This window comes from Roseibacillus persicicus, from assembly GCF_014651675.1.
Classification (GTDB): Bacteria; Verrucomicrobiota; Verrucomicrobiia; order Verrucomicrobiales; family Akkermansiaceae; genus Roseibacillus; species Roseibacillus persicicus.
On sequence record NZ_BMXI01000012.1, the window covers coordinates 165,782 to 183,077 of the forward strand.

Here is a 17,296-nt window from a genome sequence, read left to right on the forward strand (position 1 = left end):
TGTTTGGAAAGGAACCGAAAACAACCAGCTCATTCGGCGCGCTCCAGCCCTTCAACACTACTCTCCCTTCTGCCCACGCAAGCCAGGAATCATTGCCAACCAAGTCGAACCAAAAGAGGCCAGAAGCGCGGTCGATATGAAACTACGACCCGTATCGCCAATGCTGCCGGTCAGCAAAATGCTCAGGAAAAGACCCAGCCCACAGCCGTAGACAAGAGTCATCAAGCCTCCAAAGACCCATCGGCCAGCCTTGGAATCATTGTCCCAAAACATCCCTCCAGGAATACAGGCCAAAACTAGGGCTGCTCCGGGAAAAACAAGAGGCCTGAAGACAAAAAACGACAATCCGATGAGGGCCAGCCCGAGAAAGAATCCACCGCCGACAAACAGCCCCTCCTGCTTTTCCTTCCGGTTCAACGTCAAGCGGGCAGCCTTATCCCTCAGCAGGAGGAAGCCACCAATCCCGCTGGCAAGATAGGTCCCGAAAGCGAAGAAGAGATAGAGAACCATCAACGCAATCGCTAATCGGGTATCGATACTGGCGAGAAGCCCCCGGCCAAGTCGATAGGCTAGGAAGATACCCAGAACGATCAGCAGCTGCTGCTTGTCAGAGTATTTTTGAAGAAAAAAGATCCACTTCAAATAGCCGCGATAGAGCACGGAACGCGCCTTGAAAGTCTCGCGCAATCCCATCCGCGCATATTCCATTGATGGGTCCAGTCGGAGAGCCTCTTGAAAGTGGACTTCGGCTTGCTTCAGATCTCCAGACTGAAAAGAAGCCCAACCCGCATTGGCGTGCGCCAGCGGATCCTCGGCATCACGCTCCAACCTTGCGGCCACCTCGGCACTGGAGCCATCCACCTTTCCCTGCATGCGCAGAAAGATGGCCAATTGATTCAACGCGAACTCGTAGTCAGCGTCCAACCTCAGCGCCTCTCGGCAAGCCTCCTCGGCCTGACTCCATTTCTTCATCGAGCCCAAGGCTGCCCCCTTCGCGGCCCAACCAAAGGCCATCTCCGCATCTAGCGCGATTGCTCTTTCGGCCGCAGCGAGCGAGTCACCGTCCTTTCCCAGCTTGTTATAGATCAACGATTGAATCGCGAAGAAGTCGGCAATATCCGGCTCCAGCCCGATCGCTCTCTGGATCGACTCCAGCGCATCCTTCCCCCGCCCCTCCATCTGGTAGCGGGTCAGCGCCAATTCGACGTGTCCCGTGACATCTTCGGGAGAACCGGCCAGATGCTGCAAGAGCATCGCCTCAGCCTCTTCCGGCCGGTGCATGTCGCGGAGTTGAACCGCTCTTTCCAAACTCATAGTAACGTAATGGGGTCTCTACTTCTTGATTCCCATAAACTCGAGCACTTCATCATAGAAGCCGCTTTGATTTGCATACAGCGCATAGTTCTTCGCGCTCTCGAACCACTTGCGGGTGCTGGGCTTCACTTGCTTGGCAGTCTTGGCGAGCATCTTGCCGGTGACGGGAATCACCTTTCCCTTCTTCATGGCCTCCTCCATCGTCGACTCCACCGCTTGGTCGAAAACCGCCCGCAGGTCCGCGCCACTGAAGCCGTCCGTTTTCTTGGCCAAGACGTCTTCCTCCAAATTGACGACCGGCTTTTCACGGGCATGAATCCGGACCACTTCCTTCCGTGCTTCGAGGTCAGGCGGAGGAACAAAGAGGAGACGATCAAAACGTCCTGGACGCAGAAAGGCCGAGTCCAGATGCCAGGGAGCATTCGTCGCCCCGAGTATCAGAACCCCTTCATTCTCTCCATTGGCGCCATCCATCTCCGCCAGCAATTGATTGATCAAACCCCGGCCTGCGGATTGCCTCATGTCGCGACGATCGGCTGCCAGGGCATCGACCTCGTCAAAAAACAAAACCGTGGGAGCATACTTGCGCGCGAGTTCGAAGATCTGATGCAGCTTCTGCTCGCTCTGCCCGATATACATATCTAGCACCTGATGGAGCCCGACGGAGAGAAAGTTCGACTCAATTTCTCCGGCGGTGGCTTTCGCCAAAAGAGTTTTTCCACATCCCGGAGGGCCATACATCAGCACCCCTCCGCCCGCCTTCTTTCCATAGGCTTTGAAGAGCTCAGGCTTCTCGATGGGATAGATGATTTTCATCCGGATATTCTCCTTCACGGCTTCCATTCCTCCCACGTCCTCAAACTTCACTTCCCCCTTCTTGGAAAACTCCAAACCGAGCTCCCGAGCCATCACCGCATCCATGCCCTCGGTCTCACCGTCATCCTCCTCCGGGTCATCTTCTTCAAACTTTTCGACATACTGACCGTCGCCAGTCATCACCAAGCGCTTCTTGCGCTCGTTGCCCGAGGCTTTGCTTCCCCCGGCCCGAACGATACGCTCCAGCAAATCTTCGTCACGCAGGCCAGCGTCCAAACCCATCGCCCGCTCATAAAATTCCCGCGCATCCCCCGCATCACCTTCCTTCAGCGCAAGACGCGCCCGCAAAATCCAAGCCTCTCCAATCGCGGGATTCTGCGCACACAAGACCTCAACCCGCAGAATCGCCTCGGAGGTTTTTCCATCAAAGTCCAGCAACCGCGCCATTCCCATCTGCGCCTCCGCATTGTGAGGCTCCAAGCTCAACACCCGTTCCCAGAACTCCTTGGCATCCTCCAGCTCAAACTCGTCCTCACACGCCTTGGCGACCATAACCAACAAAGGCACGTTCTCCGGAGAAGCGGCCAAGGCCATTTTCAACGCTGCTAAATCCATACCCGAAAACTGCTCATCGCAGAGATAAAGGCAATCGAAATTGTCCGGACCAAAGGCCAAAACCAATCAAAACACAGTCCGCTCTTCCCCCCTTCTCAAATTCCCCTCAATCTTCGTAAACCATCTTCATGAAAAAGCTGACCGCCAACGCCGACTACGAGGAGCTCGACCGGAATCCCTTGAACCTGCAGCTTGGCCAAAAGGTAACAGTCGGTGAGGAAGACACGACTTGGCCCGAGTGGATCTGGTGTCAAACCGACAACGGACTCAGCGGCTATGTTCCAAAGAACTATTTGGATCTCGAGAACTCACCCCAGGCCACCGTCACCAACGAATTCGACGGCACAATCCTGAAGGTGAGCAAAGGCGAAGTCATCGAAAGCGAGTTCGAGCTCGGAGGATGGCACTGGTGCCACGATGACGAAGGAAAAAAGGGCTGGCTGCCCAACTACCTGTTTCGCCACGCGTTGGCCGAATAGAGTGTCCTCGACAAACAACTCATCCCCAAGGAGAGGCTCGACTCCGGCTCGATATGAAACCTGCGCCAGAGTCCCAACTTGGTCTGTTCTCCAAATCACATGAATTTCGCTTTTTGCCGCTTCCCCGATAGCTCAAAGTCGCATCAGTGAAACTCAAAGACATTCTCGATGAATTTGACTCTGCCACAGAGTCAACCCAGAGAGATCCTGTCCAAAAAATCGATACCCTGGGACCGTTCACCCTAGAGGAAAAGATCGGAGAAGGAACCTTTGGAACAGTCTGGCGCGCCCACCAATCCGTTCCGGTTCAGCGCGAAGTGGCTCTGAAAATCCTGAAGATCGGAATGGATACCGGGGAGGTTCTGGCTCGCTTTGAGCAAGAAAGACAGACCTTGGCCCTCATGGACCACCCCAACATTGCCCGAGTGTTCGACGCGGGGGCCAGCGAAGCGGGGCGGCCCTACTTCGTGATGGAGCTCGTCCATGCCAGGGAGTCCCTCACCCGCTATTGCCAGGAGCGCAGTCTGCCCTTGGAAAGACGGATCCAACTCTTTCGCGAAGCCTGTCTGGCAATTCAACACGCGCATCAGAAAGGGATCATCCATCGCGACATCAAGCCCTCCAACATCTTGGTCTCATCCGAGGATCCCCCTCGGGTAAAGGTGATCGATTTCGGTATCGCCAAGGTGATTACCAGCGATGGCTCTCCGGACCAAACCTTCAGAACGCGAGCCGACCGTTTCATGGGCACCCCTGCCTATATGAGCCCCGAACAACTCGCCGACGCGCGCGATGTCGATACCCGAAGTGACGTCTATAGCCTCGGAGTGATTCTCTACGAACTTCTAACAGACACCCTCCCCTTTGATGCCGAGACCGCGCACGCCAGAGAGAGAAGCACAGTCACCAAGAAGCCCTCGCAGCAATCAACCAGAGAGACAAAGTCTGAGCTCCGCGGCGACCTCGACTGCATCACCCTCAAGTGCCTCGAAGTCGACCGGCAACGTCGCTACCAGTCCCCCTCCGATCTGGTAGCCGACCTCGATCGCTATCTCACGCACCAGCCTATCCTCGCTCGTCCACCGGAGGGACTTTATCTGGCCTCGCAATTTTACAAGCGGCACAAAGCAGCGGCTGCCCCTGCTGGACTCAACCGCTCCGACATCCCCGCTGAACTGGTGGAAGCCGAGAAGGAAGTCTTCCGCAAGCAAATGGAAAACAGCGGCAAGCCCGACAACATCATCGACAAGATCATCTAAGGAAAATTCGGTAAGTTCTACAGCGAGCAGTGCCTTGTAAACCAAGCCTTCGTCAAAGACCCCGACCTCAGAATCTCCGCTCTCGTTGAAGCCAAAGGCAAGGAGCTTGGCGACACCCTCACCATCAACCGCTTCAGCCGCTTCGCGGTGGGAAGCTAAGCGGATAAGAAACCATTTTACCTCATTCAAAGAGCGTCCCTCCGGACGCTCTTTGAATGAGGTTCTATCGCGGTGAAATTGCCGATCGTTGGAGTTGCTTTGTATAACCTGCAAATCATCTAAACCAAAGAAAAGAGCTCATCTCTGCATGATATCTTTTTAACATTGACTCTACCAGCCAGCAAAGCACCCTCACCATTGCACGAAAAATGCTATCGTTCGACTCCGCCTACCCATCTACTTCGAATTCAATCACATGAAATCTACTCTCTTCCGGCTTTTGTTGGCTGGTTTCTTTTCCTCTGGAGCCGTATTCGGTCAGTCCATCCTACCAGAAATTCCCGCGGTCTCCCCGACGGAAGTTTCCATCACCTTCGCAGCTCCGGCCAACACCTCGGCTAGCAGTTTCACCTTGGAGAGCAGCGACTCCCTTCTGACGGAAGAATGGGATATCGAATCCAACGCTACTTTTGTGGAACTGGGAGGTCCTTCCTATCGCGTCACTGTTCCGCGTCCAGCGGAGCCAAATACAGGTCGCCGCTTCTATCGCATCTTATTGGGCGACCAAATTTTGGTTTCTTTCGAAGGCACGGAGTTTTTGGAAGGAACCAACGGAGGATTCCCCATCTCCTTCTCCAGCCCTTTCTCCGGCAACCTCCCTTACAGTATTCTGGCAAGCGACGGCACGACGACGGAAGGCTCTCTGAACCTGAGCAATGCTTCAACTGCGGTCATTCCCTTTCAAGTAGCGGAGGATGGAGCCATTGAGGGAAGTCGCTTTGTTACCCTCAGTCTGGACCCTGCTGTAGGAGAAAGCGTCACCCAGTCCTATGAAATCAAGGACAACGATGCCATTTGGGATGGAGTCTTCACCGACGAGGACGGAGCCGAACTCAGTTTTTGTATCGAAGAACTCAGATCCGGCAGCATCAAGTTACTGAGCCTTGTCAATACAGACGACAGCAACTTTTTTCCGGCGGGCAAAGGCGGCTTGTTCATCACCAGCACCTTTGACGAAAATGACATTGAGGTCACTCTGGTCAGCAATACCCGCCTCGGCGACGAGAGCCCATTCGGTTTCCCTTCTTATTACAGTTTGACTCTCGACGGAGTCGTGCGCCCGGAGAGCGGAGGCCTTCTCTACGAAGGGGCCAATCTCGGTGATGCAACAATCACCCACCTAGTCGGGCGGGTGAATCCGGTGGTCGGCCCTCCAGCCGATGCGTATGACCGCGACGGCCAGAACAATGACTCCTTGGGTGCGGCCGTTCCCCTGGGTTCGCTTCCCGGGGTGCTCAACCAGAACGGACTTTCCATCGCAGGAGATCCCGACTTCTTCAGTTTCGATGCGCCAAGCGGACTCGATGTCACGGTCCGCATCGAGTTTTTCCACAGCGATGGCGATCTCGATATGAAAACATACAATGGGAGCGACACCCTCTTGAACACGTCTCAAGGCACTATAAACTTTGAAGAATACACCTTTCAGTCCACCGGAGGAACACACAAGGTCGAGATCTATGGTTTCGAAAATGCGGAGAACCCCTACCGTCTCACTATCTCGACAGAAACCCTTCCTCCTCCAACTACCGGAGAACATCTCACCACTACAATCGAAGGCCGCTTCGCGATCATCAAACGTCCCCTGCCGCCACAAGACGGCAAAGCCTCCCTTCTTCCTGCTTCCAACTAACCAACCTTTCTTTTCCTGTGAAAATCGCTCGTTCTTTTCTCCTCGCTCTCCTCGCCTTCTCTTCGCCCGTAGCTCGAGCTGGCGATGGTCCCGGTGGGGTCGGTACAGGTGGCTCCGACTTACAACTCTGGATGGACAGCCGCTTTGGATATGACCTCGTCACCGGGACTTCCCGCCGCATCCGCAACCATGCCAACAACAGCACGCTCTTTCCCCCTCAAAACCAGGGAATCCCAACGGAGGTTACTCTCGATAATACCGTGCCTCGCGATTCGCGCGCACTGACCAATAGCAATTGCGTGCTGGCTCTGAAGTTGAACGAGTCTTCCGCCAATGGTCTCGCCAATGACCGCTTCGACTCCACGCGCAGTGGCACCTATTTTGGAAACCCTCAGCCCGGGGTGAAATTTTACGGGAGTTCCGGAGTCGAGTTCGATGGCACCAGCGGTATCACCCTGCCGGCAAACGCAGCCTTGGAGGCCCTCACCGGTAACTACGAAGTCAGCGTCTGGGTCAAGCCCTCTTCCCTGGTCGGGCGACAGCCCATCCTGACTGCGGAACCCTCTGCCAGCGGAGGCTTCGCCCTCGCTCTTGATGACGGTGAGCTCTTGGTCAACGATTGGGCTGCTGCCGCTTATCGCTTTACCAATCTCAAGCTCAAGGCCAACGAATGGAGTCACATCCATCTCATCGTGAGACTTGGAACCAATAAATCCGTCAAGGTCCGTGTGAATGGTGGAGAGGTTTTTGGAACCTCGGCCAATACGAGCACTCTCTTTATCGGCAATACCAATACACCGCCGTCCAACACCCGATACTATGTGGCTAAAGTCCCGAATGCGAGTGACGCCTTTCAAGGTGCCATCGCCGACCTCTATGTCTATCGCAACGCAACGACAGCCTTTCCTGCCATCGAAGATGCCGAGTTGGTGGATATCATCGAGACTGCGAAGGAGGCTCCGCTGAACAACCGCTCGGCCGTCATCTTCCGGTCAAGCGGCCGGGATACCATGCAGGCCGAGTCCCTCAATATCGCTGGACAAATGTCGATTTTCGCCGTCACTCGCTACGATGCGCCCGAGTATACGGACTCGAGCGGGGACTTGCAAAGCGTTCTCTTTAGAAGCTCCAACGGGAATTTCTTCGCCCAGATCCCTGACCCGAGCGGTCAAGTCACCTTTCACTGGGGAAGCGGGACCAGCACGGGTTCCCCAACGGCACCCGATACCGCACGCGGCCCTTATCTGAGCTCGGGACGCGATGCCAAAGACCAGTTCCGCATCTGGAGCATGCGGTCGGGAAGTGGCTCCTCACCCAATGAAATCCGGGAAAACGGCCGACTCATCGCGTCGATAGCTGCCACCAGCAGTTCCGGTTTCGACACCTTTTCCATCGGTAACGATAGCTTCTCTAGCGGTAGCAATCCCGCCCATGAAATCGGCGAGGTGATTCTCTACAATCGCCGGCTCAAAGACGTGGAATCAGAACTTCTGAATAATTACCTCGCGGCCAAGTTCGGGAACAACCGCCCGGTGCCCGACCTCTTTGCTGGCGATGCCGCAGACCAGGGTGACTACGACTACGACCTTATCGGGATTCTCAACAACGGAACCGACTCCCACCCTTCTTCAACTGGTGGGGGGTTGACGCTGACAGATGTCGACTTTTTACAAACAAGCGGAGGTAGCAGCGGGGTCCCTCGCAATTCCTTCCTCGCTGCCCACAATCAGAGTGCAGTGAAGGGCCGCTTCCTGCCCTCCACTGTCGCCTATGCCGTCCCCCGGGAGTGGTTTTTCGACATTCGCAGTGAGTTTACCGGTGGCGAAGTGAGCCTTTCTTTCGACTACAATGTCCATGGGAGTTCATCTGACGGATTCACTATCCCTCCACATCAAGTTCACCATCTTCTCTATCGTCCTGACCGCAGTAGCAGCTATCAAATTGTCGCCACCGTTGACCGCACCGACTCCCTGGTGGACTTTGGGAATTTGGCAACGGGGCCGAGCGAAATCCTAAAAACAGGCTACTATGCCATTGCGTATTCCCGCGAAGCCCTGTCTCTCCAACCGACCACCGGACAAACCTTTGAAGTGCGCTACGACAAAAACGTATCGTCAACGCAACGGTCGGGCAACGTCTGGCGGGTCCCCTTCGAAGAGAACTTTTCCTTTTCCGCTGAAAACGCCATCGAGGAAGCAATCCTGGCCATTAACGCCGAGGCCAACGACGGCACCGTCTGTCACCTTGACCTGACCGGCCTGAAGCTACCCGACACCGCCACGGCATCCACCAGCAACACCTTCCGCATTGTCAATGCGAGCTTCTTTCCCTTCTTGCGAAATACGCTCGTCTCCGGTCCTGCCGACATCCCTGCGGGGCGTCTCGTTTTCACCAATTCTTCTGGCTTTCTAGTCGACAATGGGGCCTCCGTTCAGATTCAAAACGTCTTTTTTGATGATTGTGATACCAGCAATGGACGGGCTCGCGCCCTTCAAGTCCACTCCGGAGATGTCTTCCTCCGCAACTGTGTGTTCCAGAATTGCGACACCGGGGGACAAAATGGGAGTTTTCCCACCTTTGAGGTGAACAAGAGCTACAATGCCCGAGCCCAGTCGGTCGACCTCAGCTTTACCGGAAGACTCTTCTTCGGACAAACCCCCGGTCGAGGGGACGATGATAGTGATTCCGTGTTCACCTATCCCCCGCTCTATCAGCGAAAAAGCGGAGGCGATGGTGCTTTCGGAGTCGGCGGTGCCGCCGGTGGGCGCTTCAACGACAATGGCACCATCACCGGAAATCTTGGTGGTGCGGGTGGTTTCGGGGCTTGTGATGGTGCGGCCGGATTTGAGAACCCGAAAGTCGGCGGAGGATCCGCCGCCTTGGGAGGTGCAATCTTCTTCTATCGCGGGAATCTACGCATCGAGGCCTGCGCTTTTCAGAATAACAGCGCTCTCGGCGGAACCGGCGGTTCCCGGATTCGAACCAACCCGGATGGGTCAACTACCATCACCTCGCAGGCCGCAGGTTTCGGCGGAGCGATCTTTGCTTGGGAGGAGGGTCGCATCGAATCCTTCCGAGATAGCATCCTGTCGGGGAACACCTCAGACAATACCGGAGATAACCCCTTCGACGCCCCCATCGCAGGTGTCAACAACGGCCCTTTCTACGGCGTTGGATTCCCTTCTGCCGAGATTCTCAATGAGACCGCAGTCGCTCTCGACCTCCTCACCTTCATCAACCCCATCACCGGGATCGTAAACAACAATGCGATCACATCCTACCAGTATCAGCTCTATCGCAAGGAAGGGTCTCTGGTGAAGCCGCGTTACGATCTCTTCGATTCTGAGATTGCGACCGATAGCAAAATAGCCTCCTTCGAAGCCGCTCTCCCTCCCCTCAAGCTTCGGGCCGCGAACGACCCTGATTCCGTCTTCACCCAGCGCCTCCTTCTCGACAGCCTCAACCACCTAGCCGCAATCTATGGCATCAAGGGTGATTCCAAATACCAAACCTGTCTCTCCGCCCCGCTCACCAATCCCACCACCAACCTGACGAGTGAGATTGCGGAGCTGACCGAAGCCCTCGAATTCTACGAGAAAGGAATCATGGGTTACATCGATTGCCTCAAGCAGCCCGTCGTCTTCAACGCCTTTCGGGAGCTCGTCCCCAGCATCCCTTATCAGACCTACTTTTACGACGACAATGACAGCTACGAAGCCGTGCCTGCAGCGACCAGCGCAGGCCTCTCCGGCCTCGTTTCCTGGGAATCAACCCGCTACCGGGACCTGGCCCTGCTCTTCGAGCTTCTCGACGACTACGGTCGTAGTAGTAATCTTCTCGTTGAGACCCTCATCCGCCGGGCTTTGGATGAAAGAATCGATCCTGTCTCCGGAGATCCCCTGCCCGCCGATCAGGCTGTCGCACTCGAGGTCACAAACCGGAATCTCGTCAAGCTGCAGGGCTGGGGCGACGCCCTTCTGTCCATCTTTGGCGACGACCTCGTTCTTTCCAACGACAACACGCCTGGCCTCGAACGCTCGATCGCCAACTGGCGCCAGGCACTCACGGAGCTCGGCACCACCCAGTCCTTTCTGCGGGGTGAGACCAACCCGCTGGGTTTCACCGATGATTTCCTGATGCTGTTGCCCAATTCGGACATCGCCACGGCGACCAACAATCTCAAGTTTCACTCCTTTGATGGTTACATCGAATTGCTCGCCCCGGACCGCCCGGGCAGCCTGCTAAAAAATGCCAAGGACGCCTACAACGATGCTGTCAATTCCAATGGCCAGTTCGAAGAATCACAGGAAAAGCTCACGACCGAAGCCAGCGCCCTCATCGCGTCCTCCCGTGCTCGCCTTCGTGAAATCACCGGCAAGTTCCCCGAGGAAGCCGGCTTCGACACCCCTTGGTTCAACGTCGGAAGTGCCGTTTGGGAACAATTCCAGAACATAGAGCGCGCAAAGGCCGAAATCACCCGAAATCGCATCCGCATCAATAATCTCAACCAGGAAATCCGCATCGAGATCAAACGCGTCGAGGACCAAAAGGGAATCAATATCAAGCGGGACGAACTCATCATCGAATACGGAGACAAGGTATCGAAGATCGACGATCAAATCGCAGCGATTGAGATCAGCCAAGACGCCTTGGGTGGAATCACCGACGCCCTCGATCCAGAACTCATCACGGGCGGACCTCTCGGACTAGCGGTGCTCGGAGCCAAACTCTTCAACGTCGCAGCCCAAGCGGGAGCAGAGGTCGGGAAGATGGAGTTGGAAAGCCAGAAAGATGAACTCGCTACCCAGCAGATGAAAGATGAGACGGCCCTTGATAACGATTCGCTCGACATTGATAGCAAGGCCTTCATTGCCACCCGGCTCCTCGACATGAAGGAGCTGGATCTCGACTCCCAGATTGCAGCCTCGAACCTCCGTCAGGAAGCAGGTCGCCTGGCAGCCCTTCTCGACGAAATCCAGCGCCTTCTCAACGAGATCAAAGTGGCGGAAAACACCATCGAAGACCGCGTCTATGCCGATGCCAACCAGCGTCTCCAAGTGCATCAGGAGTATCAGGACTTTCTTTTCGATTTCACCCTCGCCCAGCAGTGGTTGTTCTTCGCTACCCGCGCCTTGGAATACAAGAAGAACGCACCGTTCAACGACGGTCAGCGCAGCCTGAAGACCCTCTTCCAAATTCGCAGCTATCCCGAACTGGAAGATTACTACGAAGCACTCATCTCTTTCGATGATGCCACCAGCACGTCCGACACCCTTCAGAATGACTGGTTCTCTCTTCGGGAAGATAGCTTTGGCATCGAAGGATCCAGCACACTCGAAGATGCCGAGTTTCAAGAGAATTTCGTCCTTGTTGAGACCGGCCCCCGTGCCCCCTACTACCGGGTCGTCTTCTCAACTCTACGCACTCCCCAAGGGGGTGCCTTTTTCAGCGAGAATGAATTCCTCGATAAGATTGGCTCCTTCAAGATGCTCATGACCTTCGCCAACACCCCAGCCCAAAACCGAATCACGGCCAGAATCCGCTATGGCGACGTCAGCTACTTCCGCGACCGAACCGTCGGCACTCTCAATCCCGCTAGTCCGGACGAGCTTCAGAATGAATTCGTGACCTACATCAATCGGGACTGGGCGATTGGGAATTGGAATAACGGCGACTCCGCCCTACTCCCCAACCGCTACGTCCAAGTCCGCTTCAACCCCATCTCAATTCCCGTTCGCCAGCGAGTGGAAGATGGAAGCACCGTGAGTGACGACGCCGCCATCGCCCCCGAGAACAGCTTCACCGCCTTCCGGGAACGGAGCGTGGCTGCCACCCGCTGGGAGCTGGAAATCCCCGTCGTTAATCTTTCGCAAGAAGATCTATCGGACGTGAAGGACATCCGGATCAAGTTCGAGCACTTCTCCTCTCCCCGGACAAATTAAGAATTACCCATTGGCCCGTCCGCGCCGCAAGGCCGACACCATCGCCAGCCACGTCGAACCAAAGGCTGCCAAAAGAGCCACCGTGATCATCGAGCCAACGGTCTCACCCAATTTTCCAGTGGTAGCAGCTATCCCGAACAAGCCGAAGCCTCAGAAATAGACGAGACCCATCAGACCTCCGAAAACCAATCGTCCCAGCTTCGCCTCATTGTCCCAAAACATCCCACCGGGAATGGCAGCCAGAATGAGCCCCGCTCCAAGAAAAACCAAAGGACGGAAGACCAAGAAGGAGAGAACAACCTGCAACACGCCCAATACGACCCCACCCCCGACAAAGAAACCTTCCAGCTTTCCTTACGATTCAAAGTAAGCCGGGCGACCATCACCAATAAGAGAACGTTCTCGGGAGAAGCTGCCAGAGCCATTTTCAACGCGGCTAAATCAATACCCAAAAACTGGTCACCGTAGAGAGCAAGGCTATCGAATTCATTGCGACGCGCGGCCAAAGGACAGAGAACTCACTCGAGGTAACCGGAATCCCATTTGAACTCCTATTACTGCCCGCCATGATGGTGGGCTTTTTTGTTTTCTCGACCAGCCAGCCGATCTAAGCCCTCCCCGTGCTTTCCATCAAAAACCTCCGCGTCGAGTTCGGGCCTCGGGTCGTGTTCTCTGATTTGTCCTTCTCCATCAACGATGGGGAGCGCATTGCCTTTGCGGGTCACAATGGGGCGGGCAAGTCGACGTTGATGAAGTGCATCGGCGGGGCTTTGCAGCCGAATGGGGGCGAAATCAACAAGCCCAAGCACTATCGCATCGGGTACCTCCCGCAGGAAGGAATTCACGTGAAGGGAAAGACGGTCTACGAGGAGACCGAATCGGCCTTTGGGGAAGCGCAGGAATTGCAGCGGGAATTGGACGAATTGGAGAAGGAGCTCGATGTTCTCGATCCCCGGTCCGATCCCTACTCGAAAGTCCTCGAGCGCATGGGCGACCTCGATATTGCCTTGGAGCATTTTGACCCCTCGCGGATTCGACCCAAAATCGAATCCGTGCTGGCGGGCTTGGGCTTTAAGAAAGAAGACCTCGAGCGCGACTGCGGTGAGTTCTCGGGGGGGTGGCAGATGCGGATTGCGATGGCGAAGCTCTTTCTGGCCGAGCCGGAAATCCTGCTGCTGGATGAGCCCACCAACCACCTCGACATCAATGCCCAGGCCTTCATGGAAAGCTATCTGTTCGCCTACCGAGGCGCGATTGCGCTCATTTCCCACGACCGTTCGCTGATGGATAGTCTGGTGACGCGCACCATCGCCTTCCACCACGGCCGTGCGGAAGAATTCAAGGGCAACTACTCGTCCTACGAGACCCAGCTGGCGGAGCGCCAGGAGATTCGGCTGAAGCAAAAGAAAGCGCAAGACCGCGAGATCGAGCAGATGGAGCGCTTCATCAACCGCTTCCGCGCCTCGGCCAACAAGGCCTCCCTCGTCCAGTCACGGATCAAGCAACTGGCCAAGATCGAACGCATCGAGATCGATTCGGCCGAGTCCCAGGTGTCTTTCCGCTTCCCCGACCCACCGCCCACCACCCAGTCGGTGGCGAAGTTGGAAAATGCGGGCAAGCACTATGGCAGTCTCAAGATTTTCGAAGGCTTTGATTTTGAGATCGAGCGCAAGGAGAAGATCGCCATCGTGGGGCCAAATGGAGCGGGCAAGTCGACCTTCTGCCGCCTGATTACTGGCGAAGAAGAGCCCACTAGTGGATCGCACGAACTGGGGGCAAAGACTTTACCGAGCTTCTTCAACCAGAACCACGCCGACGAGCTGGACCCCAACCTTACCGTCCTGGAGACCGTGGAGCAAGTCGCCACCCGGGGCCGCACCCTGTCCGCACGGGATGTGCTGGGTTGCTTCCTCTTCAAGGGTGATGATGTCTTCAAGAAAATCGGAGTCCTCTCCGGCGGAGAGCGTTCGCGCGTGGCTTTGGTGCGCATGCTTGTTAGGCCTGCCAACTTCCTGATTCTGGATGAGCCTACCAACCACCTCGATATGCGCTCGCAGGATATTTTGCAGCAGGCGCTGATGGAATACGAAGGCACTTTGCTGATCGTATCCCACAACCGGGCCTTTCTCGATCCCATCATCTCGAAGACCATCGAGTTTCGTCAGGGTCACGACCCACGTCTCTTCCATGGCAACCTGAGCTACTATCTCGACAAAGTGGAAGCGGAGGAAAAGGCGGAAAAAGCCAACCCAGCCCCCACTCCGGCCAAGAAGCCGACCCCGGCGCCCCAGCCAACCGCTGCACCTAAAGCGGAGCCCGCTCCGGCCAAGCCCCAGCCCACCGGCAACCGGAAGGAACAGCGCAAGGCGGAAGCGGCTGCCCGTCAGGCCCTGGCTCCCTTGAAGAGTGACCTCGAAAAGCTCGAAGCCCAGATCGCCGAAATCGAGGCCTCCCAGACCAAGCTCTCCGAACATCTCTCCAGCCCGGAGGTGGCCGGTGATACCGAAAAGTTCCAAGAAACCACCCACGCCCTCTCGGCTCTCACCGACAAGCTCAACCACGCCTACTCGCGCTGGGACACCCTGACGGCCGAAATCGAATCTCTGGAAGCCAAGTTGTCCTAGAGACCGCCTGAAAATTGGCGAGCGAGCGTTCTTACTATTCGTTTTTCGAAGGGTTGGTGAAGTGAACGTCCCGTCCACTCATTTGGATGGGTGGGTGGACGAGACGTCCACCCCACTCACGCGCGGATCTCACAATTACGCTTTGCGAGATCGGATGAGAACCCTATCTTTCAAAGAGTTCGATGCGTTCCACCAAGAAAGTCTCAATCCTCTTGCTTTTCCTTTTGATTGCAGGATTAGCCCGAATGCCTTTGGAGAGGCCTTTGGGGCGGGAGATGCGGCAGACCGGGATCTTGGCCGAACCACTCGACCAAAAGACCTCTGACGCCATCGGCCAGACCTCGGCCGCCATCGCCTTGGGAGGCCTACGCTCGCTGGTCGCTTCGGTGCTGAATTTCTCCAAGGTCGTTCCGGCTTGGCAGGAGCAGGATTGGGTGGGAATTTTTACGATTTTCGAGCAAATCCACACCCTGCAACCTCAGGTCAGCTATTACTATCAGGCTGCGGCAGGCTATGCGGCTGACGATGCCTATTCCGATTACCGGGATCGACCGGGGATGGAGGAATGGCAGCGCGAACTCCGCCGCAATGAGTTTTTCAACAAAGGAATCACCTACCTCGACGAGGGTATCGAGAACCTCCCCGAGGACCTCAAGCTACGGGAGATGAAGGCACGCATGCTGTCCGACACCTACAAACCCGAGTATGTGGACTACGCCGCCGCGACCGAGGTCCTGGACGAAGCCGTCACCCTCAAGAAAGCCACTGACGTGGTCAAGCGCCAGCGCCTCTACCTCATGTCGCGGGTCCCGGAACGCCGCCGCGAAGCCCTCACGCTGACTCGCGAGATCTACGCCGATCCCCGCTCACGCTTTCCCTCCATCAAGAGCCAGCTCTTCTCACTGCAGAATGAGTTTCCGGATGAAAAGGGCATTCCCTTAAACGAGATCTACGACTCCAAGGGCGAGATCGTGCGTGGGCTTTTCAATCATTATCAGCGACGCAATGAAGGTCTTCCCATGGCTGGTGTGCGGGAAGAACTCGAAGCTACTTTGGACGAACTAAAGCTCCCCATGGCGCTGAACCCTCTGCTCAACACCGACATCAAGCGGGTCACCCTCATGTTCGAGGAAATTTATGAGGCCAGCCCCTTGAAGTTTCCCTCCAATTACAGCGAAGAGTCAGGCAACTGGCCACTGGTCGTCCGGCACTTTGAGGAATACGGCAGCAGCAGTCTCCCCACGATGCGGGTTCTTTACTATGTCCTGCAAAATCTTGCCGGCTTGCCTCCCGAGGAGCGAGTGCACGAGTCCCGTATCTTTCCGGATCGGCTCACCGCCATTCGTGATCTGGCCAATTTTCTTTTCGATGAAAGCCATGACTATCCTCGCAACGGGGTGCGGGAACAACTGGAAGAACAATGCGTGAAAGCGCAAGTTCCCGACCACCTTTCCCCTCTCCTTCACCCGGAGCAATTTCCCTTCAACAACGAGTGGATGGACTCGGTTCAGCGATGGCATTACGACCAAGTTGGTGAAGCTAAGTGAGAAAGGCAAAATTCTATCCTTTGTGATTGACCGCATTTAGGCTAGGCCACGTCCCCCCCGACCTGCTATCCTCCCCACTACGACCACTGAGAACATGCGCATCGCCCTATTCGCCGACATCCACGCCAACTTGGAAGCCCTCGAAGCCGTCCTCGCAGACGCCAAGGAGCAGGGATGCACCGACTATGTCTGTCTGGGGGATGTCGTTGGTTACAACGCCAATCCCTCCGAGTGCCTCGAAATCATTCGCGACCTCGGTTGTCCGGTGGTGAAAGGCAATCACGATGAAGATTGTGGCGGCGAGCACTCGCTCGATGCAATGAACCCCGTGGCGGCCGAAGCCCTGCGCTGGACTCGCAAGCAATTGACTGACGAGCAGCGTGATTGGTTGCGCAAGCTGCGCATGGTCCGGCAGGTTGAGGATTTCACCATCGTTCACTCCTCCTTGGACCAACCCCAAACCTGGAACTACGTCACGAACAAGTTCGATGCCATGTCGAGCTTCTCCTACCAGTTCACCAAGATTTGCTTCCACGGCCACACCCACGTCCCCCGGGTCTTTGCCAAAGATACTAAGATCAACGAATTGCCGGCCGAGCAGGTCGAGTTCGACGAGAACCTGAAATACTTCATCAATGTCGGTTCCGTCGGTCAGCCCCGCAACGGCGACTGGCGCGCCTGCTACGCAATTTACGATATCCCCGCAAACGTGCTGGTCTATCGGCGTCTCGAATACGACATCGTCACTGCCCAGAAGAAGATTCTCGAAGCAGGCCTCCCCGATATGTTGGCCGGACGATTGGCCGAGGGACGCTAATCTCCCGCTGCGGGGCATGGGAAGTTGTCAA

The 17,296-nt window shown here is 56.0% G+C and carries 9 protein-coding genes and 1 pseudogene; 7 read left to right on the top strand and 3 right to left on the bottom strand.

Annotation, left to right across the window (positions count from 1 at the left end; all coding sequences use genetic code 11):
• Positions 1 to 57: 57 nt before the first annotated feature.
• Both IE099_RS14525 and IE099_RS14530 read right to left on the bottom strand, forming a co-directional pair.
• A complete protein-coding gene (locus IE099_RS14525; protein WP_189571195.1) occupies positions 58 to 1,314 on the bottom strand; it encodes a tetratricopeptide repeat protein in 1,257 nt (418 codons plus the stop codon).
• Positions 1,315 to 1,332: 18 nt separating this feature from the next.
• Positions 1,333 to 2,745 carry an ATP-binding protein gene (locus tag IE099_RS14530; RefSeq protein ID WP_189571198.1) on the bottom strand — a complete coding sequence of 471 codons (1,413 nt, stop codon included), beginning with the start codon at positions 2,743 to 2,745 and terminating at the stop codon, positions 1,333 to 1,335.
• 128 nt (positions 2,746 to 2,873) lie between these two features.
• On the opposite strand from IE099_RS14530, the gene IE099_RS14535 reads away from it, so the two are divergent.
• From IE099_RS14535 to IE099_RS14555, 4 genes and pseudogenes are all read left to right on the top strand, one after another.
• Complete coding sequence (locus IE099_RS14535; RefSeq protein WP_189571201.1) at positions 2,874 to 3,224, top strand: SH3 domain-containing protein; 351 nt, start codon at positions 2,874 to 2,876, stop codon at positions 3,222 to 3,224.
• Between the two features lie 146 nt (positions 3,225 to 3,370).
• Positions 3,371 to 4,642 (top strand): annotated as a pseudogene (locus tag IE099_RS14540) (serine/threonine protein kinase).
• A 256-nt stretch (positions 4,643 to 4,898) separates the two neighbouring features.
• Entirely contained in the window at positions 4,899 to 6,335 is a 1,437-nt protein-coding gene (locus IE099_RS14550) for a hypothetical protein (RefSeq protein WP_189571204.1), read from the top strand.
• Positions 6,336 to 6,352: 17 nt separating this feature from the next.
• Positions 6,353 to 12,277: a LamG domain-containing protein gene (locus IE099_RS14555; RefSeq protein ID WP_189571207.1), complete on the top strand. Its 5,925-nt coding sequence runs from the start codon at positions 6,353 to 6,355 to the stop codon at positions 12,275 to 12,277.
• Between the two features lie 3 nt (positions 12,278 to 12,280).
• Here the strand turns inward: IE099_RS14555 and IE099_RS20860 are convergent, their stop codons facing one another.
• Positions 12,281 to 12,418, bottom strand: coding sequence for a hypothetical protein (locus IE099_RS20860; protein WP_189571210.1), 138 nt, complete (start codon positions 12,416 to 12,418; stop codon positions 12,281 to 12,283).
• A gap of 479 nt (positions 12,419 to 12,897) precedes the next feature.
• Here IE099_RS20860 and IE099_RS14565 point away from each other — a divergent pair, with 479 nt between their 5' ends.
• From IE099_RS14565 to IE099_RS14575, 3 genes are all read left to right on the top strand, one after another.
• Positions 12,898 to 14,901, top strand: a complete 2,004-nt coding sequence (locus IE099_RS14565) for an ABC-F family ATP-binding cassette domain-containing protein (RefSeq protein WP_189571213.1) — start codon at positions 12,898 to 12,900, stop codon at positions 14,899 to 14,901.
• A gap of 245 nt (positions 14,902 to 15,146) precedes the next feature.
• The gene (locus IE099_RS14570) at positions 15,147 to 16,448 is read left to right on the top strand and encodes a hypothetical protein (RefSeq protein ID WP_189571216.1); all 1,302 of its coding nucleotides are present in this window, start codon (positions 15,147 to 15,149) and stop codon (positions 16,446 to 16,448) included.
• Positions 16,449 to 16,542: 94 nt separating this feature from the next.
• On the top strand, positions 16,543 to 17,265 hold the full coding sequence (locus IE099_RS14575; protein WP_189571219.1) for a metallophosphoesterase family protein: 723 nt from the start codon (positions 16,543 to 16,545) through the stop codon (positions 17,263 to 17,265).
• Positions 17,266 to 17,296: the final 31 nt, after the last annotated feature.